The organism is Streptomyces sp. NPDC088785 (assembly GCF_044750685.1).
GTDB lineage: Bacteria > Actinomycetota > Actinomycetes > Streptomycetales > Streptomycetaceae > Streptomyces.
Genome location: NZ_JBIVKH010000016.1, coordinates 33,518 through 56,401, shown reverse-complemented (window position 1 = coordinate 56,401; position 22,884 = coordinate 33,518). Strand labels below are relative to the sequence as shown.

The window sequence follows — 22,884 nt, the reverse complement described above, 5'->3', positions numbered from 1 at the left end:
GGCCTGTCCGGCGGATCCGGTCCTGGAGCCCCTCCCGACGCCGCGGGGCGCGGGAGCCGTGCGGCCGGTCGGCTTCCCGCGCGTCCGCGCCCGGCTCAGCGCAGGAAGTCGCCCGCGATGCGCTCCGCCACGGTCTCCAGGATCGGGCCGGCCTCGGCGATGCAGCGGGCGACGTCGGGCTCGACGTCGGTCAGGGGGTAGGCGCGCCGGATCCCGGCGCGCCCGAGCGCCTCCGCGGGCAGGGCGAGCCGCCCGCAGACGGCGACGACCTCGATCCCGGCGGCGCGCGCGGCGGCGGCCACCCCGGCGGGGGCCTTGCCGTGCAGGGTCTGCTCGTCGAGCGAGCCCTCGCCGGTGATCACCAGCGTGGCCTTCGCCAGCGCGGGCGCGAACCCGAGCACGTCGAGCATGACCTCGATGCCGGGCCGGAACCGCGCGCCGAGGCCGACCAGGGCCCCGTAGCCGATGCCGCCCGCGGCCCCGGCCCCCCGCGCCTCGGCGTGCTCCAGGGCGAGGGACCCCACGGACTGGGAGAGCACCTTCGCGTAGTGGCCGAGCGCCGCGTCCAGCTCGGCGACGTCCTGCGGGGAGGCCCCCTTCTGCGGCCCGTACACGGCGGGTGCGCCCTTGGGCCCGGTCAGCGGGTTGTCGACGTCGCTGGCGAGGACGACGTCCACGTCGGCGAGGCGCGGGTCGAGACCGGACAGGTCGGCCGAGGCGAGCGCGGCGAGGGCGCCGCCGCCGGGTCCTACCGGGGCGCCCGCACCGTCGAGGAACCGTGCGCCCAGCGCGGCGAGCATCCCCGCGCCGCCGTCGGTCGTGGCGCTGCCGCCGACGCCGAGGACGATCGTGCGCGCGCCCGCGTCGAGCGCGGCGGCGATGACCTCGCCGGTGCCGTACGTCGTGGCCGTCAGCGGCGCGAACTCGCCCTCGGGCAGCAGCTGGAGCCCGGAGGCCTCCGCCATCTCCACCACGGCCGTGCCGTCGCGCAGCGCCCATGCCGCGGTGACCGGCTCGCCGAGCGGCCCGGTGACCCGCGCCTCGCGGCGCTCGAACCCGGCCGCGACCGCCGCCGCGACGGTGCCGTCGCCGCCGTCCGCGACCGGCACGGACTCGACGGTCACCTCGGGCGCCACCCGGCGCAGACCGGCCGTCACCCGCTGTGCGACCTGCACGGCGGTGAGCGACCCCTTGAACTTGTCCGCCGCGATCAACACGTGCCGCGCGGCCTGTGCAGCGTCCGCCACCTTGCTCCCCTTGCTGTTCGGGCCTTGCTCGCGTCAAGGCAGTCGCGCCGCTGCGACCATAACCGCAGGAGGGGGCCGCTGCCCATGGTCGTCCGGTCGCCGGGACGGCGCGCCCGCCGCTTATCACGGTCTATTTCGGGCCATAGTGGGGCGCCATGAGCACGGAAACGATCGATCAAGCGGCCTCCGAGCCGTCCCCGCCGGGCGACGACGACCGGCCGGATCAGGCCCTCGTCGGGATCGGCGTCGTCGCGGTCCTGGCCGTGGTCGCCTGGGCCGCGCTCGGCAAGGACTCCTTCGACCGCGTCTCGGGCACCGCCCTGACCTGGGTCCTGGACAACTTCGCCTGGCTGTTCGTGATCGCGGCCGATCTCTTCCTCGTGCTGTGCCTGGTGCTGGCCGTGAGCCGGTTCGGCCGGATCCGGCTCGGCCGCGACGACGACGAGCCGGAGTTCACCACGCTCGCCTGGATCGCGATGATGTTCAGCGCGGGCATGGGCATCGGCCTGATGTTCTACGGCGTCGGGGAACCGCTCACCCACTACCTGAACCCGCCCCCGTCGGCGGGCGTCCAGCCGCGCACGGGCGGTGCGGCGCTGGTGGCGATGGAGTACTCGTTCTTCCACTGGACGCTGACCCCGTGGGCGATCTACGGCATCGCGGGCCTCGCGCTCGCCTACGCGGGCTTCCGCAAGGGCCGCGGCAACCGGCTGAGCGCGGTGTTCGTGCCGCTCATGGGCGAGCGCAGGGCGGCGGGGTGGCCGGGCCGGGTCATCGACCTGCTGGCGGTGTTCGCCACGGTCTTCGGCACGGCGACCAGCCTGGGCGTGGGCACCTTGCAGGTGGCCACGGGGCTGCGGCTGACGACGGGCGTCACCGCCTCCACCACGCTCCAGCTGATCATCGTCGTGGCGCTGAGCGCCGCGTTCGTCGTCTCGGCCTTCAGCGGGCTGAACAAGGGCGTGAAGTGGCTCAGCACGGTGAACCTCGTGCTCGCGGCCTGCCTGATGCTGTTCGTGTTCGTGCTCGGGCCCACGGTCTACGTCCTCGACGTGATCCCGGCGAGCGTCGGCGGCTATCTGGACGAGCTGCTGCCGATGGCGTCGCGCACGGGCGCGTTCACCGACCGGTCGTGGCTGGGCGCGTGGACGATCTTCTACTGGGCGTGGTGGCTGTCCTGGGCACCGTTCGTGGGCACGTTCATCGCCCGGATCTCGCGCGGCCGGCGCATCCGCGAGTTCCTGATCGGGGTGCTGCTCGTGCCGAGCGGCGCGACCGTGGTCTGGTTCTGCGTGATGGGCGGCACCGCCATCCGGCTCGACGCCACCGGCAGGGTCGACATGTCGGCAAAGGTCTCCGAGGGTGCGGAGTCGTCGCTGTTCGCCCTGCTGGACGCGCTGCCGCTGGGCACGATCACGTCGTGGGTGGCGATGGTCCTCATCATGCTGTACTTCGTCACGAGCGCCGACTCGGCGTCCCTGGTGATGGGTTCGCTGACCAGCCGGGGCGCACTGCACCCGCGGACCTGGCTGGTGGTGACCTGGGGGGTGCTGATGGCGGCGGTCGCGGCGGTGCTGCTGGTCGCGGGCGGCCTGGAGTCGCTACAGAGCGCGACGATCCTGGTCGCCCTCCCCTTCGTCGTGGTGATGCTCGCGCTGTGCTGGGCGCTGCTGAAGGAGCTGCGCGAGGACCCGGGCGCGGGCCCGGCGCGCGGGCACGCGCTGCACGGCCTGCGGGACGCGGTGCGCACGATGGTCGGCGACGCGCTCGTCGAGCGGTCCCCGGAGTCCGGCCGCCACCCGCGGCTGCACCGCCGGGCGGCCAGGTCGCGCGACCAGAAGGACGACTGAGAGCCGGTGCGGGGCAGCGGGGGGGCCGGCGGGGTGACCGAGCCGGGGGCCCGGAGCGGCGGGCCCCGGGGTGCCGAGCACGGGCCGCGGGCCGTGGCGTCGCGCGCCGGAGGGCGGCCGGGCAGGCCCTAAAGTGGGCCGATGACACTCCTCGACTACGCCACGTACATCGCCGGACTCCCCCGGGTCCTGGCCGGCGCCGCCGTGCTGTTCCGCGACAGCGAGGACCGGATCCTCCTGGTCGAACCCAACTACCGCGACGGCTGGGCGCTGCCCGGCGGCACCGTGGAGTCGGACACCGGGGAGAGCCCGCGGCAGGGGGCGCGCCGCGAGACGCTGGAGGAGATCGGGCTGGACGTGCCGCCCGGGCGGCTGCTCGCCGTGGACTGGGTGCCCGGCACCGGGCGTCCGCCCCTGGTGGCGTACCTGTACGACGGCGGCGTGCTGTCCGCCGAGCGGATCGCGGCGATCCGGCTCCAGGAGGAGGAACTGCTGTCCTGGCGGTTCGTGGCCCGCGCCGAGCTGGAGGCGTACCTGCCGGGCTCGCTCGGCCGCCGGGTGCGCTCCGCCCTGGAGGTGCTCGACCGGGGCGCCGGGACCGTGGAGCTGGAGTGCGGCGAGCCCGTCACGGGCTGACGGCACCGGCCGATTCACCCCTTGCGTCCCCGTACCGGATATCCTGCACCCGGCATCTACGCGCGTTGACACCTCGGGTGGCGCGGTGTGAGGTGGGGGGAACAGTTATCCCATCCGGAGCAAAGGGGCTCAAGACGGTGGCCAGGAAGATCATCCTCGACTGCGACCCGGGGCACGACGACGCGGTCGCGATGCTGCTCGCGCACGGCAATCCCGACATCGACCTGGTGGCGGTGACCACGGTCGTCGGCAACCAGACCCTGGAGAAGGTGACCCGCAACGCGCTGTCGGTCGCGGCGATCGCCGGCATCACCGGCGTGCCGTTCGCCGCCGGGTGCCCCCGGCCGCTGGTCCGCGCGATCGAGACGGCGCCGGAGATCCACGGCGAGAGCGGCCTCGACGGGCCCGACCTGCCCGCGCCCGCCTTCGCGCTGGACCGGCGGCACGCCGTCGACCTGATCATCGACACGGTGATGGCCCACGAGCCGGGCGAGATCACCCTCGTCCCCACGGCCGGCCTGACGAACATCGCGCTGGCCGCCCGCAAGGAACCGCGCATCGTCGAGCGGGTCCGCGAGGTCGTGCTGATGGGCGGCGGCTTCCACGAGGGGAACTGGAGCGCGGTCGCCGAGTTCAACATCGTGATCGACCCCGAGGCCGCGCACATCGTCTTCAACGAGAAGTGGCCGCTGACCATGGTCGGCCTCGACCTCACCCACCAGGCGCTGGCGACCCCGGCCGTCGAGGAGCGGATCCGGGCGGTCGGCACGAAGCCCGCCGCGTTCGTCCTCGAACTGCTCGACTTCTTCCGCGAGGCCTACCGCGAGAACCAGGGCTTCGCGCACCCGCCGGTGCACGACCCGTGCGCGGTCGCGTACGTCATCGACCCGGGTGTCATGACCGTGCGCAGGGCGCCCGTCGACATCGAGCTGCGCGGCGCGCTCACCCTCGGCATGACCGTCACCGACCTGCGCTCCCCCGCGCCCGCCGACTGCCACACCCAGGTCGCCGTCGACCTCGACCACGAGCGGTTCTGGGACCTGGTCGTGGACGCCCTCGTCCGCATCGGGGAGCCCGCCGGGCCGGACGGAACGGCCACCGCATGAACGCCGCCGCCACCCCCCACACCCCGGACGGCGGCTCCCGCGCGGGACGCCCGGTCCGGATCGGCGCGCTCATGGTCGCCCTGCTCGCGGCCAGCTTCGCCTTCCAGCTGAACGCCTCGATGCTCAGCCCGGCGCTGGCGACGATGGCGGACGAGCTGGACACCAGCGCGTCGGCGATCGGCGTCACCCAGACGGCCTTCTTCACCGCCGCCGCGCTGTTCTCGCTGTTCCTGCCGCGCCTGGGCGACCTGATCGGCCGCCGCAGGGTGCTCACCGCGATGATGGTCCTGATGGCCGTCGGCTGCGTCGTCTCGGCGCTCGCCGGGTCCGTCGGCATGCTCGCCGTCGGCCGCGTCGTCCAGGGCGCCTCGGGTCCGACCATCCCGCTCGCGCTGATCATGCTGCGCGTCGAGGTCACCGACCCGAAGAAGTACGGCACCCTCATGGGCATCGTCACCGCCGTCAACGGCGGCATCGCGGGCGTCGACTCCTTCGCGGGCGGCTCGCTGGCCCAGCACGCCGGATACGCGTCGATCTTCTGGGTCATGACCGGCTTCGCGCTCGTCGCGGCGCTGCTCGTGCGCCTCTTCGCCCCCGAGTCGCGGGCCGAGCTGCGCCCGCCGATGGACTGGCCGGGCGTCGCCCTCCTCGTCGTCTCGGTCGGCGCGCTGCTGATCGCGTTCAACGAGGCGGGCAAGCTCGGCGACGCCGACTGGACGCTCGCCGTCGGCCTGCTGGTCCTCGCCGCGCTCGCCTTCTGGGCGTTCTGGCGGATGGAGACCCGCGCGAAGCACCCCCTGGTCACCACCCGCCTCCTCAAGCGGCGGGCCACCTGGTCGCTCCTGCTGTCGACGACGCTCACCATGACCGGCGTCTTCGCGATCATGAACGGGCTGCTGCCGGGCTTCGCGCAGGACACCTCCGTCGGCCTCGGCCTCGGCGCCGAGGGCGCCACCTGGTGGACGCTCACGCCGTACGCGCTGGCCGGTCTCGCCATGGGCCCGGTCTCCGGACGCCTCGCGGCGACGTACGGCTACGGCCGCATCCTGCGCGCCGGCCTCGTCGCCACGGCCGTCGCCACCGTCCTCGCCCTGCTGACGCTCCGGACGGACTCCCCGGGGCTGCTGCTGACCGTGTCGATCCTGCTGGGCGTCACCTACGCGGGCACGGTCAACATCATGCTCAACGGCTTCGGCATCGTGCTCTCGCCGAAGGAGAACCCGGGCTTCCTGCCGGGCCTGAACGCGGGCTGCTTCAACCTGGGCGCGGGCCTCAGCTTCGTCGTCCTGTACGCGGCCATGGACGCGGTCGCCCCGTCGGGCGGGACGTCGGTCGGCGGGTACGGCGCGGGCGTGATCGCGGGCCTGGTCCTCATCGTGGCGGCCCTGCTCGTCTCGACGCTCATCCCGAAACCGGTCGACGCGGAGACCACCGCCTGATCTACCCTCGGCGGCATGATCACGTCCGCACCGCTCGTCGCGGTCCTGACCGGCGCCGGCATCAGCACCGATTCCGGAATCCCCGACTACCGGGGGCCCCACGGGGTGTGGCGCGAGGATCCCGACGCCGAGAAGCTCGTCACGTACGAGTACTACATGAACGACCCGGAGATCCGGCGCCGCGCCTGGCAGGTGCGGCGCCGCGGCGGCCTCCTCGGCGCCGAGCCGAACGGCGCGCACCGCGCAATCGCCGACCTCAGCCGCTCCGGCGTGCCCGTGCGGGTGCTCACTCAGAACGTCGACGGGCTGCACCAGCGCGCCGGGCTGCCCGCGCGCAAGGTGCTGGAACTGCACGGTTCGGCGCTGGAGACCGTGTGCACGGGGTGCGGGGACCGCGGCCCGATGGACGCGGCGCTGGCCCGCGTCGAGGCCGGCGAGGCCGATCCGCGGTGTCTGCCGTGCGGGGGCGTCCTGAAGCCGGCGACCGTCATGTTCGGCCAGCACCTCGACCCGGTGGTGCTCGCCGACGCGGTCGCGGTCACCAAGGCGTGCCAGGTGTTCTTCGCGGTCGGCTCGACGCTCCAGGTGCATCCGGCGGCGGGCCTGGCGGGTCTCGCGGCCGGGGCCGGTGCCCGCCTGGTCGTGGTGAACGCCGAGCCGACCCCGTACGACGACGTCGCCGACGAGGTCGTACGGGAGCCGATCGGGACGGCGCTGCCGCGGCTGCTGTCCCAGGTGCGCGAGGCCGCCGAGGGCTAGAACAGCGCGGCGCCCCGCTCGAAGTCCAGCAGCCGGCGCTTGCGCTCGATCCCGCCGCCGTAGCCCGTCAGGTCGCCGTTCGAACCGACGACGCGGTGGCAGGGCACGATGACGCCGACGGGGTTCTTGCCGTTGGCGAGGCCGACCGCGCGGGACGCCTGGGGTTTGCCGAGCGCCTCGGCGAGTGCGCCGTAGGTACGGGTCTCGCCGTACGGGATCTGCCGGAGCAGCGCCCAGACGGACTGCTGGAACGGGGTGCCGATCAGGGTGAGCGGCACGTCGAAGGTGGTCAGCTCGCCCTGGAAGTAGCCGCTCAGCTGGTCGATGGCGGCGCCGAAGGGCCGCTCGTCCCGGACCCCGAAGGTCTCCTCGGCGGGGCGGTGGCGCTGGTCGGTCATGTAGAGGCCGCACAGGATGCCGTCGGCGGCGACGAGGGTGAGCGGCCCGTAGGGGCTGTCGATGACGGTGTGCTGTTTCCGGGTGGACATGGCGTGCATCCCTTACGCGGGCAGGAAGTTGATCGGGTGGTCGTCGGTGGCCCAGAGGTACTGGGCGGCGTACGCCCGCCAGGGGCGCCAGGCGGCGGCCCGGGCGACGAGCGCCGCCGGGGTGTGCGGCAGGCCCAGCTGCCGTGCGGCGCGCCGGATGACGAGGTCGGTGGGCAGGAAGGCGTCCGGATCGCCGCAGGCGCGCATGGCGATGACCTCGACGGTCCAGGGGCCGAAGCCGGGCAGCGCGGCGAGCCGGGCGCGCGCCTCGTCCCAGTCGGACTCGGGGCCGAGCGTCAGCTCCCCGTGGGCGAGCCGCTGTACGAGCGTGAGCAGCGTGGTGCGGCGGCTGCGGGGCAGCGCGAGTGACTCCGGGTCGAGCGAGGCGAGGGCGGCGGGGTCCGGGAAGAGGTGGGTGAGTCCGCCCTCCGGGTCCTCGACGGGTTCGCCGTGGGCGAGGACGAGGCGGGCGGCGTGGGTGCGGGCGGCGGCCGTGGAGACCTGCTGCCCGAGGACGGCGCGGACCGCGAACTCGGCCTCGTCGACGGTGCGCGGCACGCGGCGGCCCGGCGCCTCGGCGACGAGCGGGGCGAGCAGCGGATCGGTGCGCAGCCGCGCGTCCACGGCGACCGGGTCGGCGTCGAGGTCGAGCAGGCGGCGGCAGCGGCTGATCGCGACGGTCAGGTCCCGCTGGTCGGTGAGGACGAGTCGGCAGCCGATGTGGTCGGGGCCCGGGGTGAGGGCGACGACGCCGTGCCCGTGCGGCAGCCGGAGGGTGCGCCGGTAGGCGCCGTCGCGCCACTCCTCGACGCCCGGCACGGCGGTCGCGGCGAGGTGGCCGAACAGGTTGTCGGGGTTGAGGGGCTTGCGGAACGGCAGGCGCAGGGTGAGTGCGCCGGGGGCGCCGGTCCGGCCCTGCGGGGCGCGGGTGCGCAGGTCGCTCGGGGTGAGGCCGTAGACCTCGCGGACGGTGTCGTTGAAGGCCCGGATGGAGGAGAAGCCCGCGGCGAACGCGATCTCGGCCATGGGCAGGCCGCTCGTCTCGACGAGCAGTCGCGCGGTCTGGGCGCGCTGCGCGCGGGCGAGGGCGAGGGGGCCGGCGCCCAGCTCGGCGAGGAGCTGGCGCTCGATCTGCCGCTCGCTGTACCCGAGCAGCCGGGCGAGGCCGGGGACGCCGTCGCGGTCGACGACGCCGTCGCCGATGAGCCGCATCGCGCGGGCGGTGAGGTCGGCGCGCCGGTTCCACTCCGGGGAGCCCGGGCTGGTGTCGGGCCTGCACCGCTTGCACGCGCGGAATCCGGCCTGCTGGCAGGCGGCCGCGCTCGCGTAGAACTCCATGTTGCGGGGCTTGGGCGGCACGACCGGGCAGCCGGGGCGGCAGTAGATGCGGGTGGTCCTGACGGCGGTGAAGAACACCCCGTCGAACCGGGTGTCCTTGGCCTGTACGGCCTGCACGCACCGCTCGAAGTCGGTGTGCATGGCGACAGTCTTCTCGGTGGACATGTATCCAGCATCGCCCATGGTGGAGGCCCTGGCTGGCGGAAATCCGACAGGGACGTCCGGTCGGCCGGCGTCAGTCGAGGTACGTCGCGAACGCGGCCCGGGCCCGCTCGTCGAACACCACGAACCGCACTTCCCGCACGCTTCCGGGCGGCGCGGCGCGCACGGTCCGCACCGCGATCCGCGCGCCGTCCTCCAGCGGCCAGCGGTAGATGCCCGTGGAGATCGCCGGGAACGCCACGCTGCGGGCCTGGAGCTGGTCGGCGATCTTCAGCGACTCGCGGTAGCAGGAGGCGAGCAGGTCGGAGCGGTCCTCGGTCGCCGACCAGCGCGGGCCGACGGTGTGGATGACGTGGCGGGCCGGGAGCCGACCGGCGGTGGTGGCGACGGCCCGGCCCACGGCCAGGCCCGCGCCGTAGTGGGAGGCGCGGAGCCTGCGGCACTCGGCGAGGATCTCGGGTCCGCCGCGGCGGTGGATGGCGCCGTCGACTCCGCCGCCGCCGAGGAGTGAGGAGTTCGCCGCGTTCACCACGGCGTCCACGTCCTGCTCCGTGATGTCGCCCTGGACGAGGACGAGGCGGGGTGTCCCGGGGGTGCTCATGCCGCACGCAGCCGGCGCCAGACGGCCTTCGCCGCGTTGTGCCCCGACATGCCGTGCACCCCGGGGCCCGGCGGGGACGCGGAGGAGCAGATGAAGACGGCGGGGTGCGGGGTGGTGTACGGGGAGAGCGACAGCTTGGGCCGCAGCAGCAGCTGGAGTCCGCTGGCGGCGCCGCTGGCGATGTCACCGCCCACGTAGTTCGCGTTGCGGGCGGCCAGCTCCGGGGGGCCGGCCGTGGCGCGGGCGAGCACCAGGTCCCTGAATCCCGGTGCGAACCGCTCCAGTTGGCGCTCGACGGCGTCGGTCTGGTCGCCCTCCCAGCCGTTGGGCACGTGCCCGTACGCCCAGAAGGTGTGCTTGCCCTGCGGGGCGCGTGTGGGGTCGGCGACGGTCGGCTGGACGGTGATGAGGAACGGCGCCTCGGGGGCCCGGCCCTCGCGCGACGCGGCGTGCAGGGCCGTGGCGATGTCGCGCCGGTAGGGGCCGACCTGGACGGTTCCGGCGGCGCGGGCCTCCTCGGCGGTCCACGGCACCGGGCCGTCGAGCGCGTAGTCGACCTTGAAGACGCTGGAGCCGTAGCGGAAGCGGTCGTAGTAGCGGCCCAGGCCGGCGATCCTGGCGAGGGCGGTGGGCGAGGTGTCGAAGACGTAGGCGCGGGCGGGCGGCAGGTCGTCGAGCCGCTTCACCTCGTAGTCGGTGTGGACGACGCCGCCGAGGTCCTTCAGATAGGCGGCGAGCGCGTCGGAGATCGCCTGGGAGCCGCCCTTGGCGAGGGGCCAGCCGCGGGCGTGGGCGGCGAGCGCGAAGACGAGGCCGATCGCGGAGGTCGCGAAGCCGCCGAGCGGGGCGATGACGTGGGCGACCAGGCCCGCGAAGAGGGCGGCGGCCCGGTCGTCGCGGAACCGGCGGGTCAGCCACGTCGACGGCTGGAGGCCGACGAGGCCGAAGCGGGCGAGGGTGACCGGGTCGCGCGGCAGCGCGCTGAGCGGCAGCGACATGAAGTCCCGCACCAGGGTGTCCCAGCGCGGCAGCAGTGGCTCGACGAGGCGGCGGTACGTGCCCGCGTCGCGCGGCCCGAAGGAGGCGGCGGTCTCGGCGACGGAGCGGGACAGCACCGCCGCCGTCCCGTCGGGGAAGGGGTGCGCCATGGGCAGGGCGGGCTGCACCCATTCCAGGCCGTACCGCTCCAGCGGCATCGCCCGGAACGCCGGGGAGTTGATGCCCAGGGGGTGGGAGGCGGAGCACGGGTCGTGGCGGAAGCCGGGCAGCGTCAGCTCCTCCGTGCGCGCGCCGCCGCCCACGGTGTCCTTGGCCTCGAAGAGGGCCACGGAGAATCCGCGCCTGGCCAGTTCGACGGCAGCGGTCAGCCCGTTGGGCCCCGCACCCACCACGACGGCATCGAGCATCGACGGCACCTTCGGACTCCTTCGTCAGCCGATGGCCACTGCCCGCACAGGATATGCCGGGACTCCGGCGGAGCCGGGGCGCGGGTGGTGCACGGCGTTTGCCGCGCTGGTCAGGCTCCGCCCGCCAGCAGTCCCCCGACCCGCCGGGCGGTGGCCGCGTCGCGGGCCGCGGTGAACGGCAGCGCGTTGCCCCCGGTGATCCGGAACGGCTCGCCGTCCCGGGTGAGGTGGACGCCGCCCGCCTCCTCGACGAGGAGCAGTCCGGCCGCGTGGTCCCAGGCCAGCTCCCAGCTGAAGGCGAGCGCGTCGAGGGTGCCGCGGGCGACGGCCAGGTACTCCAGGCCGGCCGAGCCGCAGGGGCGCGGGGCGACGCCGTCCGTGCGCAGGCCGAGCAGGGCCCGCTTCTGCTCGTCGGTGGTGTAGTCGGGGTGCGAGGTGGCGACCCGGAGGTCCTGGCCGCTCTCGGGCGAACCGGCGTGCAGCGTCCGGCCGTTGAGCCGTGCGCCGCGGCCGCGGACGGCCACCGCGAACTCGTCGAGCGCGGGCGCCCAGGTCCAGGAGGCGAGCACGACGCCGTCGAGCGCGAGGGCGACGAGGGTGCAGAAGCCGGGGTCGCCGTGCACGAACTGGCGGGTGCCGTCGACCGGGTCGACGATCCAGACGGGGGCCGCGCCGCGTATCGCCCCGTAGCTCGCCGGGTCGGCGGCGACGGCCTCCTCCCCGACGACGACGGAGCCGGGGAGCAGGGCCGGCAGCTCCCGGGTGAGGTACTCCTCGGCCCGCTTGTCGGCGACGGTCACGAGGTCGTGCGGGGCGCTCTTCTGCTCGATCTCGTGCGAGGCGAGCTGCCGGAAGCGCGGGGTGATCTCGGCGGCGGCCGCCGCGCGGACGGTCCGCTCCACGGCGGTCAGGAGCTGGTCGGTGACCTTGCTGGTCAGAAAGTCGTCGATGCTTTCTGTCGTTGTATCGATCATGCCTCCATGAGAACACGCCCCACTGACACCGCGTACCGAGGAGGTGAACAGGGGGTGGAACCGGCGTGAAATCGGCGGTTCCCCCCGCGTGGGCCGGGCGCGGGTCAGCGGCCGACGGCGTATCCCTGCATGCCGCGCGGGTTCGCCGCCGCGGACAGGACGCCGGTGCGGGGGTCGCGGGCGACGGCGCACAGGCGGCCCTCGGACCAGGCGTCGCCGACGGTCACGTCGTGGCCGCGGCGGCGCAGCTCGGCGATGACGTCGTCGCCCAGGCGGGACTCGACGGTCACCGATCCGGGGTGCATCCCGCGCGGGAAGAAGGAGCCGGGGAAGGAGTCGGTGTGCCAGTTCGGGGCGTCGATGGCGCCCTGGAGGTCGAGCCCGCCGCGGACCGTGCCGCGCAGCGCCACGGCCAGGAAGAAGTGGACCTGCCACTGGTCCTGCTGATCGCCGCCGGGCGTGCCGAACGCCAGGACGGGCACGCCGTCCCTCAGCGCGAGGGACGGGGTGAGCGTGGTGCGGGGGCGGCGGCCGGGGGTGAGCGAGTTGGGCAGTCCCTCGTCGAGCCAGGCCATCTGGAGGCGGGTACCGAGCGGGAAGCCGAGTTCGGGCACGACCGGGTTGGACTGGAGCCAGCCGCCGGAGGGGGTGGCCGCGACCATGTTGCCCCAGCGGTCGACGATGTCGAGGTGGCAGGTGTCGCCGCGGGTGGCGCCGTCCTTCGCGACGGTGGGCTCTCCGGCGCCCGCGACGTCCTTCGCGTCGAAGCCCGGTTCGCCGGCGGCGACCGCGCGGGCGTGCGCGCTCAGCTCGGGTCGGGCGCCGAGGGGGCTGCCGGGGCGCAGGTCGTGGGAGGCCCGCTCGGGGTCGACGAGGGTGCGGCGGGCCGCGTTGTAGTCGTGCGAGAGGAGTGCGTCCACGGGGACCGGTTCGGCGTCGCCGTACCAGGCCTCGCGGTCGGCCATGGCGAGCTTGCAGCCCTCTATGAGGAGGTGGACGTAGTCGGCGCTGCCGTGGGCGGGCAGCTCCGGCGGGAGCAGGGCGAGCTGCTGGAGGAAGGCGGGGCCCTGGCTCCAGCCCCCGGCCTTGCACAGGGTCCAGCCGTTCCAGTCGTAGGTGGCCGGGGCCTCGTAGGACGCCTCCCAGGACGCGAGGTCGGCGAGGGTGAGCGTGCCGGTGTGGCGCTCGCCGCTGGTGTCCAGGGTGGGCCGGCGCGCCTGGCGGACCAGGGCCTCGGCGATGAATCCCGCGCGCCAGACGCGGCGGGCCGCCTCGATCTGCGCGACGCGGTCGGTGCCGCCCGCGGCCTCGGCCTCGGCGGTCAGGCGGGTCCAGGTCGCGGCGAGCCGGGGGTTGCGCAGCAGTTCTCCGGGGCGGGGCGGCTCGCCGTCGGCGAGGTAGATCTCGGCGGACGACGGCCACTCGGCCGCGAACAGCTCGCGCACCGTCTCGACGGTCATACCGATCCGCTCGACGGGGGCGTGGCCGTCGCGCGCGTAGCCGATGGCGTACTTGAGGACGTCGGCGAGGGTCTTGGTCCCGTGGTCCCTCAGGAGCAGCATCCAGGCGTCGAAGGCGCCGGGCACGGCGGCGGCGAGCGGTCCGGTGCCGGGGACCAGGTCGAGGCCGAGCCCTTTGTAGTGGGCGACGGTGGCGCCCGCGGGGGCGACGCCCTGGCCGCACAGCACGCGGACCTCGCCGTCGGCCGGGGCGAGGATCATCGGCACCTCGCCGGCCGGGCCGTTGAGGTGGGGTTCGACGACGTGCAGCACGAAGCCCGCGGCGACGGCCGCGTCGAAGGCGTTGCCACCGTCCTCCAGGACCGCCATCGCGGACTGGGAGGCGAGGTAGTGGGTGGAGGACACCATGCCGAAGGTGCCCTGGAGGGTCGGCCGGGTGGTGAACATATGGATCTGACCTCGCTTCTCACGCGCGTCGAAGGCCGGATCCGCGCTCAGGACCCGGCCTGGGGAGTGGGGACCGGGGGCTCCTCGGAAGGGCGGGGTCGAGGTGGCGTGCGCCGTACGGGATCAGCCGTCCACCCAGCCGTGCTTGCGTCCGCTCTGCACCAGTTCGCGGCGGATCGCCAGGATCTGCTCACCCGTCAGGGACGGCGCGGCGCGCAGCAGCAGCTCGGTGACCTCGGTGGTGAACTCGTCGACGCGCAGCACGTCGCAGAGCACGTCGTCGCCGTCGGCCGCGACGTGCCGGCCGCCCGCCACCGGCGCGGACACGCCTTCCGCGAGCTGCACCGAGGACGCCTTCGGGCCGCGGTCGCCCTCGTCGATGTCGAACTCGACCTTCAGCCCGGTGCGCAGGTACGCCTCGGGGATGAGGAGGTCGTTCACGTGCAGGAAGACGTCCTCGCCGCCGTCGTCCGGCGCGATGAACCCATAACCGCGCGCTCCGTCGAAGCGCACCACACGTCCAGCGACCACGTCGACCCCCAACCACCACGGCGGACCAGGCGTCCGCGTCCTCGCGTCCTACGTCCGGATCCTAGCGGGCGGGCGTCAGCCCTCGCGCCAGGCCGTGGTCCCGAGTCGTCCGGTGCTGCCGAGGTCGAGCGGCGGGTCGGGGGTGACGGTCCGGGTCGCGCCGGTGCCGGTGTCGACGGTCACCCGGCCGACGGTGACGGGCGGGTGGGTGGTGTCGGTGTAGGTGTTGCGCCAGGCGAGGACGCTGACCGCGCTCTCGCCGCGGCGCAGGGTGAGGCGGCGGGGGCCGGCGTCCGCGAGCCCGCTGGTGATCTGCCCGGTGCCGTGCAGGACGCGGACCTCCTCGACGGGGGTGCCGTCGGCCTCGGCCAGCCGCAGCCGCGGATATCCGGAGAGGGTGACCGGGCCGGTGCCGCAGTTGGTGAGGGTGAGGCGGACGACCCGCAGCCCCATGGCGGCCTCGCCCGAGCCGATCGCGGCGTGCACGCCGGAACCGGTGCAGGAGCCGGCCTCGGGGGCGGTCGCGGGCGGCGCCGTCCCCGCCTTCCCGTACGGCGGCGGGCCGCTGTCGAGCGGGTCGGCGTGCACCCGCCCGGTGCCGGTGGCGCCGCCGGACGGCCGGGCGGGCGAGGCGGGCCCGCCGGCACCGGACACCTGGGTGGCACAGCCCGCCGCGAGCAGTGCGGTCGCGAGGCATCCGACGGCGCGCGCGAGCGCGGCCCTCCCCCTGATCGTCATGCGCCGATCCTAGGGCGTGGCCCCGTTCCTCCCCTTGCCGCCGTCCGCGCCCCGTCGGGTCCGGCCGTGCGCCGGGGCGATGTCCGAGGGTGATGCCGGGGTGACGGAAGTGGCGGTACCGGCCGCACAGCAACCCGTGTGAGACTGGCCTCCCCCACCCCATCCCTGATGCAAGGGACGTACACCGTGCGTTCTCTCCCGCTCCCGGTCGCGCTGGCCGTCCGGCTGCTGCCCGTCGGCGTCCTCGCCTGCGTCGGCTGGGCCTGGTCCACCGGTCCGGACTCCGGGCCCGCCGCCAAGGACGCGCACGACGCGGCGCCGCGGTCGCCCGCCCCGTCGAGTCCCGGCACGGGCGCGGCGGCGAAGTCGTACGCGAAGCCGCCCGCGCCGTGCGGCACCGTCCCGGCCAAGACGGTCTCCTCGCTGGTGCCGGGGGCGAAGACGGCGGGCAAGGAGCTGTCGGCGACGGACGAGTCGGTGCGGCGCGGCTGTTCCTGGAGCGCGCTGAAGGGCTACGACTACCGCTGGCTCGACGTCTCCTTCGAGCTGAAGGGCTCCGACGCGCTGGCGGAGCAGGCGTTCAAGGACGGCGACGGCGACGCGAAGTCCAGCGCGCTCGCCGGTCTCGGGGACGAGGCCCGGGTCACGAGCTCGCTCACCACGAAGGACAAGCAGGACACCCGCGAGTCGGTGGTGACGGTCCGCAAGGGAAACATCCTGGTGATCGTCACCTACAACGGCAGTGACTTCGAGTCCAAGGGCGCCCCGGCGAACGACACGGTGATCAAGGGCGCCCGGAAGGCGGCCGCGGACGCGGTGGCGGGCGTCGGCTCCGCGGGCTGACGGGTCGGCCGGCTGACGGGTCGGCCGACCGGGGGTCACGGTGGGCGCCGGGCGTCTCTCACGCCGCTCCGCCCCCGGCTGTGCGTGCCGCGTAACCCCCGTCGACGGGCCCAGGAGACAGCCGCGTAACGGATCCTTCGTACGGTCGGACCCGGACGGCCGGGCGGACCGGCGGACGGCGATCACGAAGGGGCGGGGTGCCTGTGGCCGCGACGGACTCGCGGGAGAGCGGTACGGACCGGGTGCGGACGGTGTGTTCGTACTGCGGGGTGGGCTGCGGCCTCGTCCTCGACGTCGCCACGGGCGCGGACGGCCGCCGTACGGTCCTGCGGGCGTCCGGCGACAAGGAGCATCCGGCGAACCGCGGGCGGCTGTGCACGAAGGGCGCCACGACCGCCGATCTGCTCGCCGCGCCGGGCCGCCTCACCACCGCGCTGATGCGCCCCGCGCGGGACGCGGCGCGCGAGCCCGCCGCCGTGGACGCGGCGGTGCGCGAGACGGCGCGGCGGCTGCGGGACATCGTCGACCGGCACGGGCCGGACGCGCTCGCCTTCTACGTGTCGGGCCAACTCAGCCTTGAGGCGCAGTACTTGGTGAACAAGCTCGCGAAGGGCTTCGTGCGCACCAACCAGATCGAGTCCAACTCCCGGCTGTGCATGGCCAGCGCGGCCACCGGCTACAAGCTGTCGCTGGGCGCGGACGGGCCGCCCGGCTCGTACGAGGACCTGGACCACGCGGACGTCTTCCTCGTGATCGGTTCCAACATGGCGGACTGCCATCCGGTGCTGTTCCTGCGGATGATGGACCGGGTGAAGGCGGGCGCGAAGCTGATCGTCGTCGATCCGCGGCGCACCGCCACCGCCGCGAAGGCCGACCTGTTCCTCCAGGTCCGGCCCGGCACGGACCTGGCCCTGCTCAACGGCCTGCTGCACCTCCTGCACGAGAACGGCCACACGGACCAGGAGTTCATCGCCCGGCACACCGAGGGCTGGGCGGACCTCGTGCCGTTCCTCGCCGACCACCACCCGGCGGCCGTCGCCGAGGCGACCGGGCTCGCCGAGGCCGACATCAGGGCCGCCGCCCGGTGGATCGGCGGGGCCGGCGAGTGGACGAGCTACTGGACGATGGGCCTCAACCAGTCCACGCAGGGCACCTGGAACACCAACGCGCTGATCAATCTCCACCTGGCGACGGGCGCGATCTGCCGCCCGGGCAGCGGCCCGTTCTCGCTGACGGGTCAGCCCAACGCGATGGGCGGCCGCGAAATGGGCTACATGGGGCCGGGGTTGCCCGGTCAGCGGTCCGTGCTCGTCGACGCCGACCGGGAGTTCGTCGAGGACCTGTGGCAGATCGACCGGGGCACGCTGCGGGCCGACGGGGTGGGCCGCGGCACCGTGGAGATGTTCCGCAAGATGGCCGACGGGGACATCAGGGCCTGCTGGATCATCTGCACCAACCCGGTGGCGTCCGTCGCCAACCGCCGGACGGTCGTCGAGGGCCTGGAGGCCGCCGAGTTCGTCGTCACCCAGGACGCCTTCGCGCGGACGGAGACGAACGCGTACGCCGACGTGGTGCTGCCCGGCGCCCTGTGGACGGAGACCGAGGGGGTCCTCGTCAACAGCGAGCGGACCCTCACGCTGGCCCGGCCCGCCGTCGACCCGCCGGGCGGGGCGCGGGCCGACTGGGAGCTGATCGCCGCCGTCGCCCGGGAGATGGGGTACGCGGACGGTTTCTCGTACGCGAGCGCCGAGGAGGTCTTCGACGAGATCAGGCGGGCGTGGAATCCGGCGACCGGCTGGGACCTGCGCGGGGTGAGCTACGAGCGGCTGCGGACGACGCCCGTCCAGTGGCCCGCCGCCCGCGCACAGGGGCCCGCGCGCCATCCGATCCGCTACGTCGACGGGGCGGGCGTGCCGACGTTCCCGACGGCGAGCGGACGCGCCGTCTTCCACGCCCGGCCGCACCTGCCCCCGGCCGAGATGCCGGACGACAGCTACCCGTTCACGCTGAACACCGGCCGGCTCCCGCACCAATGGCACACGCTCACCAAGACGGCCAAGGTCGCCCGCCTCAACAAGCTGGACCCGGGGCCGTTCGTCGAACTGCACCCGGCGGACGCCCGGTCCCTGGGCGTGCGGGACGGGGACGCCGTGGAGGTCGCCTCGCGGCGCGGGCGGGCGGTGCTGCCCGCGGTCGTCACCGACCGGGTGCGGCCGGGGTGCTGCTTCGCGCCCTTCCACTGGAACGACCTGTTCGGCGAGCACCTGAGCGTCAACGCCGTCACGAACGACGCCGTCGATCCGCTGTCGTTCCAGCCGGGGTTCAAGGCGTGCGCGGTGTCCCTCACGAAGGTGGCGGCGGCCCTCCCCGCTTCCGCCGAGAGGCTGTCGGACCCAACGGGTCTGAAGAATCTGGAGGGGCTGAAGAGTCTGGTGGGCCCGGAGGCCGTTCCGGCGCCTCCCGCGCTGTCCGCCCCGGAGCGGCGGTACCTGGCGGGCTTCCTCGCGGGGATACCGTCCGGGGCGCCGGGGGTTCCGGTGCTGCCGTCGTCGGCGCCCTTCAGCGCCGAGCACGCGCTGTGGGTGAACGGGTTCCTCGCCGGGACGTACTCGCGCGCCCCGGCGCCCGCCCCGGCCGCCGCCCTCTCCCCCGCCTCCCCCTCCGCGGGCTCCCCGCCGGTCGTCGTGCTGTGGGCGTCGCAGACCGGGAACGCGGAGGAGTTCGCGGACGTCACCGTGCGGCGGCTCACCGACGCCGGGCACGCCGCCTCCCTCGTCGCCATGGACCGGGCCGACCCGGCGGCGCTGCCCGCGGACGCCGACCTGCTGCTGATCACCAGCACGTTCGGCGACGGGGAGGCACCGGACAACGGCGCCGGGCTCTGGGCGGCGCTGTCCTCGCCCGACGCCCCGCGCCTGACGGGCCGGCGCTACGCGGTGCTGGCCCTCGGCGACTCCTCCTACGCCGACTTCTGCGGCCACGGACGGCGGCTCGACCACCGCCTGCGCGACCTCGGGGCGACGCCGCTGGCACCCCGCACGGACTGCGAGCCCGACTACGCGCGCGCCGCCCACGCCTGGCTCGACCGCGTCCTCGCGGCCCTCGCCGAGGCGCCGGGTCGACCCGCCGAGCCGGTACCGGCCGCACCGGAGCCCGCCGCGGAGCCCGCCGCCCCGGCCCGCGCCCCGAAGCTCCCCGCGCCCCGCCCGGGCGGAACGGCCGCCGCCCGGGTCACCGCGCGCCTGACGGGCAACCGGCTGCTGAGCGGCCCCGGTGCGGGAAAGGAGGTGCGCCGGTTCACCTTCGACACCCGCGACGCCGCGACCCCGTTCACGTACGAGGTGGGGGACGCGCTCGGCGTCCGGCCGCTCAACTCCCCCGCCCTGGTGGCACAGTGGCTGACGGTCACCGCGCTGGCCGACCACACCGGGGTCCACGTGCGGGACATCGGGCCGGTCCCCCTCGGCGAGGCGCTGCTGCGCCACCTGGACATCACCCGGATCACCCCGGCGCTCCTCCGCTTCGTCGCCGAACGGGCCCGCCACCCGCGGGAGTTGAGACGGCTGCTGCGCCCGGACAACCGGGACGGGCTCGCCCGGTGGTGCTGGGGGCGGCAGGCCGTCGACGTCGTCGCCGAGCACGCGGTGAAGGCCGACGCCCAGGAGTGGGCCGACGTCCTCGGACTCCTGGGACCGCGCCTGTACTCCATCTCGTCGAGCCCGCTCACCGACCCGGGTCTCGTCTCGCTGACCGTCTCCGTCGTGCGCTACGAGAACGCGGCGGGGCAGCCGCGGCAGGGTGTCTGCTCCCCGTTCCTGGCCGACGCCGCGCCCGGCACCGCGGTACCGGTGCACGTCCGGGCGGCCCCGGCCTTCCGGCCGCCCGCCGACCCGGCGACCCCGATGGTGATGGTCGGCCCGGGCACCGGCGTGGCCCCCTTCCTCGGCTTCCTCGACCAGCGCCGGCTGCTCGGCCACCGGGCGCCCAACTGGCTCTTCTTCGGCGAGCAGCACCGCGCCACCGACTTCTACTACGAGCGGGAGCTGGCCGCGCACCTCGGCGACGGCACCCTGACCCGCCTGGACACCGCGTTCTCCCGCGACCAGCGCGCCAAGGTGTACGTGCAGGACCGGATGCGCGAGCACGGGGCGCAGCTGTGGTCGTGGCTGGAGGACGGCGCCCGCCTCTACGTCTGCGGCGACGCCGCGCGCATGGCGAGGGACGTGGACCGGGCGCTGCGCGACATCGCGCGGACGCACGGCGGGCTCGACGAGGCGGGCGCCGCGGCGTACGTCAAGCAGCTCGCCGCGGAGAAGCGGTACGCGCGGGACGTCTACTGACCGCCCCTCGACCCGCCAACTGACCGTCCCCTGCGCCTTGTTGGTGGTCTCCGCACTAGGGTGTGCGCCAGCCGACGGTCGGCGACGAGAGGGGCGGGGCATGACGAGCGGCGACGCGCACCAGGACGGGATCGGCGAGCGGATCGACACCAGCAGGCCGCACACGGCCCGGATCTGGAACTACTGGCTGGGCGGGAAGGACCACTATCCCGTCGACGAGGAGGCGGGGCGGCAGATCCGCGCGCTGCACCCCGGCATCGTCGACTACGCCCAGGCCGACCGCGCCTTCCTGGGCCGCGCGGTCCACCACCTGACCGCGGACGTCGGGATCCGCCAGTTCCTCGACATCGGCACCGGACTGCCGACCGCGGACAACACCCACGAGGTCGCCCAGCGGATCGCGCCGGAGTCCCGGATCGTCTACGTGGACAACGACCCGCTGGTGCTGCGGCACGCGCAGGCGCTGCTCACCAGCTCGCCCGAGGGCAGCACCGACTACATCGACGCCGACCTGCGCGACGTGGACGAGATCCTCGCCGTCGCCGCCAAGACACTGGACCTCACCCGGCCGGTGGCGCTGATCCTGCTCGGCGTCGTCATCTTCGTCGGCGACGACGAGGACCCGTACGGCCTGGTGCGCCGGCTGGTCGACGCCCTGCCCGCGGGCAGTCATCTGGTGCTCTCGCACACCATCACCCGGCCGGACATGCCCGACGTCGACGAGGCCGTGGCGTTCTGGAACGCGAACGGCACGCCGAAGCTGAACCAGCGCACCCCGGAGCAGGTCACCCGCTTCTTCGACGGCCTCCGCCTGCTGGAGCCGGGCGTCGTCTCCTGCTCCCGGTGGCGCCCGTCGGCCGGCACGGGCGGCGAGCCCGCCGAGGTGGCGATGTTCGCCGGTGTGGGCCGCAAGGAGTAGCGGCCCCGGGGGCGACCAGCCCGGTTCCAGGGCTGGTCCACACCTCGGGCTCGATGCCTCGGCTCCACGCCTCAGACGCGTCGGCGCCCCGCCGCCATCAGCGCGGTGTACACCAGCAGGGAGGCCCCGAGGCCCACGGCCCACCCGTAGTCGGCCAGGGGCTTGAGGAACGGGACGATGCCGTCGACCGGGAACGGGCCCGCCTTGTCGCCCTTCGCGTCGAGCGTCGAGTACGACCCGCCGACGGCCAGCACCCCGCCCACCGCGAACGCGGCGACGGCCCGCCAGTTCCAGCCGCCCGTGTACCAGTACCGGCCGCCCTCCACGTACAGGTCGCTCAGGTGCAGCACGGTCCTGCGCACGATCCAGTAGTCCGCGATGAGGATGCCCGCGACCGTGCCGAGCAGGCCGCCCACGACGCCGAGCCAGGTGAAGATGTACAGCTCGGGTGTCGAGGTCAGCTTCCACGGCATCACCAGGACGCCCACGACGCCGGTGATGAGGGCGCCCGTACGGAAGTTGATGACCTTCGGCGCGAGGTTCGCGAGGTCGTAGGCGGGCGAGACGACGTTCGCGGCGATGTTGACCGAGATCGTCGCCACGAACACCGTGACGAGCGCGAACAGCAGCCCGAAGACGTTGTCGGTCCTGCCGGCCAGCGCGACCGGGTCCCAGATGGCGACGCCGTAGACCTTCTCGGATCCGGCCGTCACCAGCACCGACATCAGCGCGAAGACCGTCATGGTGGTGGGCAGTCCCAGGGTCTGGCCGATGACCTGCGCCTTCTGCCCCTTGCCGAAGCGGGTGAAGTCGGGGATGTTCAGCGACAGCGTCGACCAGAAGCCGATCATGCCCATCAGGCCGGGGAAGAAGACCTTCCAGAAGTCGGGGCCCCAGCCGACCTTCGACGGCTCGTGCAGCAGCGGGCCGAAGCCGCCCGCCTTGTTCGCGATCCAGAGGAGCAGCACCAGCGCGCCGACGAGGACGAAGGGCGCCGCCCAGTTCTCGAAGCGGCGCAGGGTGTCCATCCCGCGGTAGATGATGGCCAGTTCGAGGACCCAGAAGACGGCGAAGCACAGCCACAGCGTCCACGGGTAGCCGCCGACGCGGCCCGCGTCCGCCCAGCCGCCGAACAGCTTCCCCAGCAGGACGAAGATGCCCTGGCCGCCGATCCAGGTCTGGATGCCGAACCAGCAGCAGGCGACCGCCGCCCGCACCATGGCCGGCAGGTTCGCGCCCCGCACCCCGAACGACGCCCTGGCGAGGACCGGGAACGGGATGCCGTACTTGGGCCCCGCGTGCCCGGTCAGCAGCATCGGCACCAGCACGATGACGTTGGCGAGGGCGATGGTGAGCACCGCCTGCTTCCAGTCCATGCCGAGCGCCACCAGGCCGGAGGCCAGCGTCCAGGACGGGATGCAGTGGGCCATGCCGATCCACAGGGCCACGAAGTTGTACGTCGTCCAGCGGCGCTCGGCGAGCGGTACCGGGCGCAGGTCGTCGTTGGCGTAGCGGCTGTCGGCCGGATAGGTGTCGGCGGTCAGTTCCACCGCGGGCCGTGGCGGTGGGGCTATGTCGGTCATGAGGCAGTCCGTTCTAG

At 74.3% G+C, this 22,884-nt stretch carries 18 protein-coding genes; 8 read left to right on the top strand and 10 right to left on the bottom strand.

Annotation, left to right across the window (positions count from 1 at the left end; genetic code table 11):
* Positions 1-95: 95 nt before the first annotated feature.
* Positions 96-1,247 (bottom strand): glycerate kinase, encoded by a 1,152-nt coding sequence (locus ACIP5K_RS31150; RefSeq protein WP_401414915.1) that lies wholly within the window; start codon positions 1,245-1,247, stop codon positions 96-98.
* A 155-nt stretch (positions 1,248-1,402) separates the two neighbouring features.
* Between ACIP5K_RS31150 and ACIP5K_RS31145 the strand changes: the two genes are divergently transcribed.
* The 5 genes from ACIP5K_RS31145 (at position 1,403) to ACIP5K_RS31125 (ending at position 7,037) form a co-directional block, all read left to right on the top strand.
* Positions 1,403-3,097 carry a BCCT family transporter gene (locus ACIP5K_RS31145; RefSeq protein ID WP_401414913.1) on the top strand — a complete coding sequence of 565 codons (1,695 nt, stop codon included), beginning with the start codon at positions 1,403-1,405 and terminating at the stop codon, positions 3,095-3,097.
* A 141-nt stretch (positions 3,098-3,238) separates the two neighbouring features.
* Positions 3,239-3,733, top strand: a complete 495-nt coding sequence (locus ACIP5K_RS31140) for an NUDIX domain-containing protein (RefSeq protein WP_401414911.1) — start codon at positions 3,239-3,241, stop codon at positions 3,731-3,733.
* A 137-nt stretch (positions 3,734-3,870) separates the two neighbouring features.
* Complete coding sequence (locus ACIP5K_RS31135; RefSeq protein WP_401414910.1) at positions 3,871-4,839, top strand: nucleoside hydrolase; 969 nt, start codon at positions 3,871-3,873, stop codon at positions 4,837-4,839.
* Positions 4,836-6,278 carry an MFS transporter gene (locus tag ACIP5K_RS31130; protein WP_401414909.1) on the top strand — a complete coding sequence of 481 codons (1,443 nt, stop codon included), beginning with the start codon at positions 4,836-4,838 and terminating at the stop codon, positions 6,276-6,278. The genes ACIP5K_RS31135 and ACIP5K_RS31130 overlap by 4 nt, the downstream gene beginning before the upstream one ends.
* Positions 6,279-6,293: 15 nt before the next feature.
* A complete protein-coding gene (locus ACIP5K_RS31125; RefSeq protein WP_401414907.1) occupies positions 6,294-7,037 on the top strand; it encodes an SIR2 family NAD-dependent protein deacylase in 744 nt (247 codons plus the stop codon).
* On the opposite strand, the gene ACIP5K_RS31120 is transcribed toward ACIP5K_RS31125, so the two are convergent.
* The 8 genes from ACIP5K_RS31120 to ACIP5K_RS31085 all read right to left on the bottom strand — a co-directional run bounded on the left by ACIP5K_RS31120 (position 7,034) and on the right by ACIP5K_RS31085 (position 15,182).
* Positions 7,034-7,525, bottom strand: coding sequence for a methylated-DNA--[protein]-cysteine S-methyltransferase (locus tag ACIP5K_RS31120; RefSeq protein WP_401414906.1), 492 nt, complete (start codon positions 7,523-7,525; stop codon positions 7,034-7,036). The genes ACIP5K_RS31125 and ACIP5K_RS31120 overlap by 4 nt on opposite strands.
* A gap of 12 nt (positions 7,526-7,537) precedes the next feature.
* Positions 7,538-9,004, bottom strand: coding sequence for an AlkA N-terminal domain-containing protein (locus tag ACIP5K_RS31115; RefSeq protein WP_401415061.1), 1,467 nt, complete (start codon positions 9,002-9,004; stop codon positions 7,538-7,540).
* 94 nt (positions 9,005-9,098) lie between these two features.
* Positions 9,099-9,626 carry an O-acetyl-ADP-ribose deacetylase gene (locus ACIP5K_RS31110; RefSeq protein ID WP_401414904.1) on the bottom strand — a complete coding sequence of 176 codons (528 nt, stop codon included), beginning with the start codon at positions 9,624-9,626 and terminating at the stop codon, positions 9,099-9,101.
* A complete protein-coding gene (locus ACIP5K_RS31105) occupies positions 9,623-11,032 on the bottom strand; it encodes a phytoene desaturase family protein (protein ID WP_401414902.1) in 1,410 nt (469 codons plus the stop codon). The genes ACIP5K_RS31110 and ACIP5K_RS31105 overlap by 4 nt, the downstream gene beginning before the upstream one ends.
* Before the next feature lie 110 nt (positions 11,033-11,142).
* Entirely contained in the window at positions 11,143-12,006 is an 864-nt protein-coding gene (locus tag ACIP5K_RS31100) for an inositol monophosphatase family protein (protein ID WP_401414901.1), read from the bottom strand.
* A gap of 104 nt (positions 12,007-12,110) precedes the next feature.
* A complete protein-coding gene (locus ACIP5K_RS31095; protein WP_401414899.1) occupies positions 12,111-13,913 on the bottom strand; it encodes a gamma-glutamyltransferase family protein in 1,803 nt (600 codons plus the stop codon).
* A gap of 123 nt (positions 13,914-14,036) precedes the next feature.
* Positions 14,037-14,444: a cold-shock protein gene (locus ACIP5K_RS31090; protein WP_401414898.1), complete on the bottom strand. Its 408-nt coding sequence runs from the start codon at positions 14,442-14,444 to the stop codon at positions 14,037-14,039.
* 75 nt (positions 14,445-14,519) lie between these two features.
* A complete protein-coding gene (locus ACIP5K_RS31085) occupies positions 14,520-15,182 on the bottom strand; it encodes a DUF4232 domain-containing protein (RefSeq protein ID WP_401414896.1) in 663 nt (220 codons plus the stop codon).
* A gap of 186 nt (positions 15,183-15,368) precedes the next feature.
* On the opposite strand from ACIP5K_RS31085, the gene ACIP5K_RS31080 reads away from it, so the two are divergent.
* The 3 genes from ACIP5K_RS31080 to ACIP5K_RS31070 all read left to right on the top strand — a co-directional run bounded on the left by ACIP5K_RS31080 (position 15,369) and on the right by ACIP5K_RS31070 (position 21,284).
* Positions 15,369-16,025 (top strand): hypothetical protein, encoded by a 657-nt coding sequence (locus ACIP5K_RS31080; RefSeq protein WP_401414895.1) that lies wholly within the window; start codon positions 15,369-15,371, stop codon positions 16,023-16,025.
* Positions 16,026-16,228: 203 nt separating this feature from the next.
* Entirely contained in the window at positions 16,229-20,365 is a 4,137-nt protein-coding gene (locus ACIP5K_RS31075; RefSeq protein WP_401414893.1) for a molybdopterin-dependent oxidoreductase, read from the top strand.
* A gap of 100 nt (positions 20,366-20,465) precedes the next feature.
* Complete coding sequence (locus tag ACIP5K_RS31070; RefSeq protein WP_401414892.1) at positions 20,466-21,284, top strand: SAM-dependent methyltransferase; 819 nt, start codon at positions 20,466-20,468, stop codon at positions 21,282-21,284.
* A gap of 71 nt (positions 21,285-21,355) precedes the next feature.
* On the opposite strand, the gene ACIP5K_RS31065 is transcribed toward ACIP5K_RS31070, so the two are convergent.
* Complete coding sequence (locus ACIP5K_RS31065; RefSeq protein WP_401414891.1) at positions 21,356-22,867, bottom strand: NCS1 family nucleobase:cation symporter-1; 1,512 nt, start codon at positions 22,865-22,867, stop codon at positions 21,356-21,358.
* Positions 22,868-22,884: the final 17 nt, after the last annotated feature.

Coding starts and splice junctions, on each gene's coding strand:
- ACIP5K_RS31145 (WP_401414913.1), top strand. CDS start 1,403: ATGAGCACGGAAACGATCGATCAAGCGGCCTCCGAGCCGTCCCCGCCG.
- ACIP5K_RS31140 (WP_401414911.1), top strand. CDS start 3,239: ATGACACTCCTCGACTACGCCACGTACATCGCCGGACTCCCCCGGGTC.
- ACIP5K_RS31130 (WP_401414909.1), top strand. CDS start 4,836: ATGAACGCCGCCGCCACCCCCCACACCCCGGACGGCGGCTCCCGCGCG.
- ACIP5K_RS31125 (WP_401414907.1), top strand. CDS start 6,294: ATGATCACGTCCGCACCGCTCGTCGCGGTCCTGACCGGCGCCGGCATC.
- ACIP5K_RS31120 (WP_401414906.1), bottom strand. CDS start 7,525: ATGTCCACCCGGAAACAGCACACCGTCATCGACAGCCCCTACGGGCCG.
- ACIP5K_RS31115 (WP_401415061.1), bottom strand. CDS start 9,004: ATGCACACCGACTTCGAGCGGTGCGTGCAGGCCGTACAGGCCAAGGAC.
- ACIP5K_RS31110 (WP_401414904.1), bottom strand. CDS start 9,626: ATGAGCACCCCCGGGACACCCCGCCTCGTCCTCGTCCAGGGCGACATC.
- ACIP5K_RS31105 (WP_401414902.1), bottom strand. CDS start 11,032: ATGCTCGATGCCGTCGTGGTGGGTGCGGGGCCCAACGGGCTGACCGCT.
- ACIP5K_RS31100 (WP_401414901.1), bottom strand. CDS start 12,006: ATGATCGATACAACGACAGAAAGCATCGACGACTTTCTGACCAGCAAG.
- ACIP5K_RS31095 (WP_401414899.1), bottom strand. CDS start 13,913: ATGTTCACCACCCGGCCGACCCTCCAGGGCACCTTCGGCATGGTGTCC.
- ACIP5K_RS31085 (WP_401414896.1), bottom strand. CDS start 15,182: ATGACGATCAGGGGGAGGGCCGCGCTCGCGCGCGCCGTCGGATGCCTC.
- ACIP5K_RS31070 (WP_401414892.1), top strand. CDS start 20,466: ATGACGAGCGGCGACGCGCACCAGGACGGGATCGGCGAGCGGATCGAC.
- ACIP5K_RS31065 (WP_401414891.1), bottom strand. CDS start 22,867: ATGACCGACATAGCCCCACCGCCACGGCCCGCGGTGGAACTGACCGCC.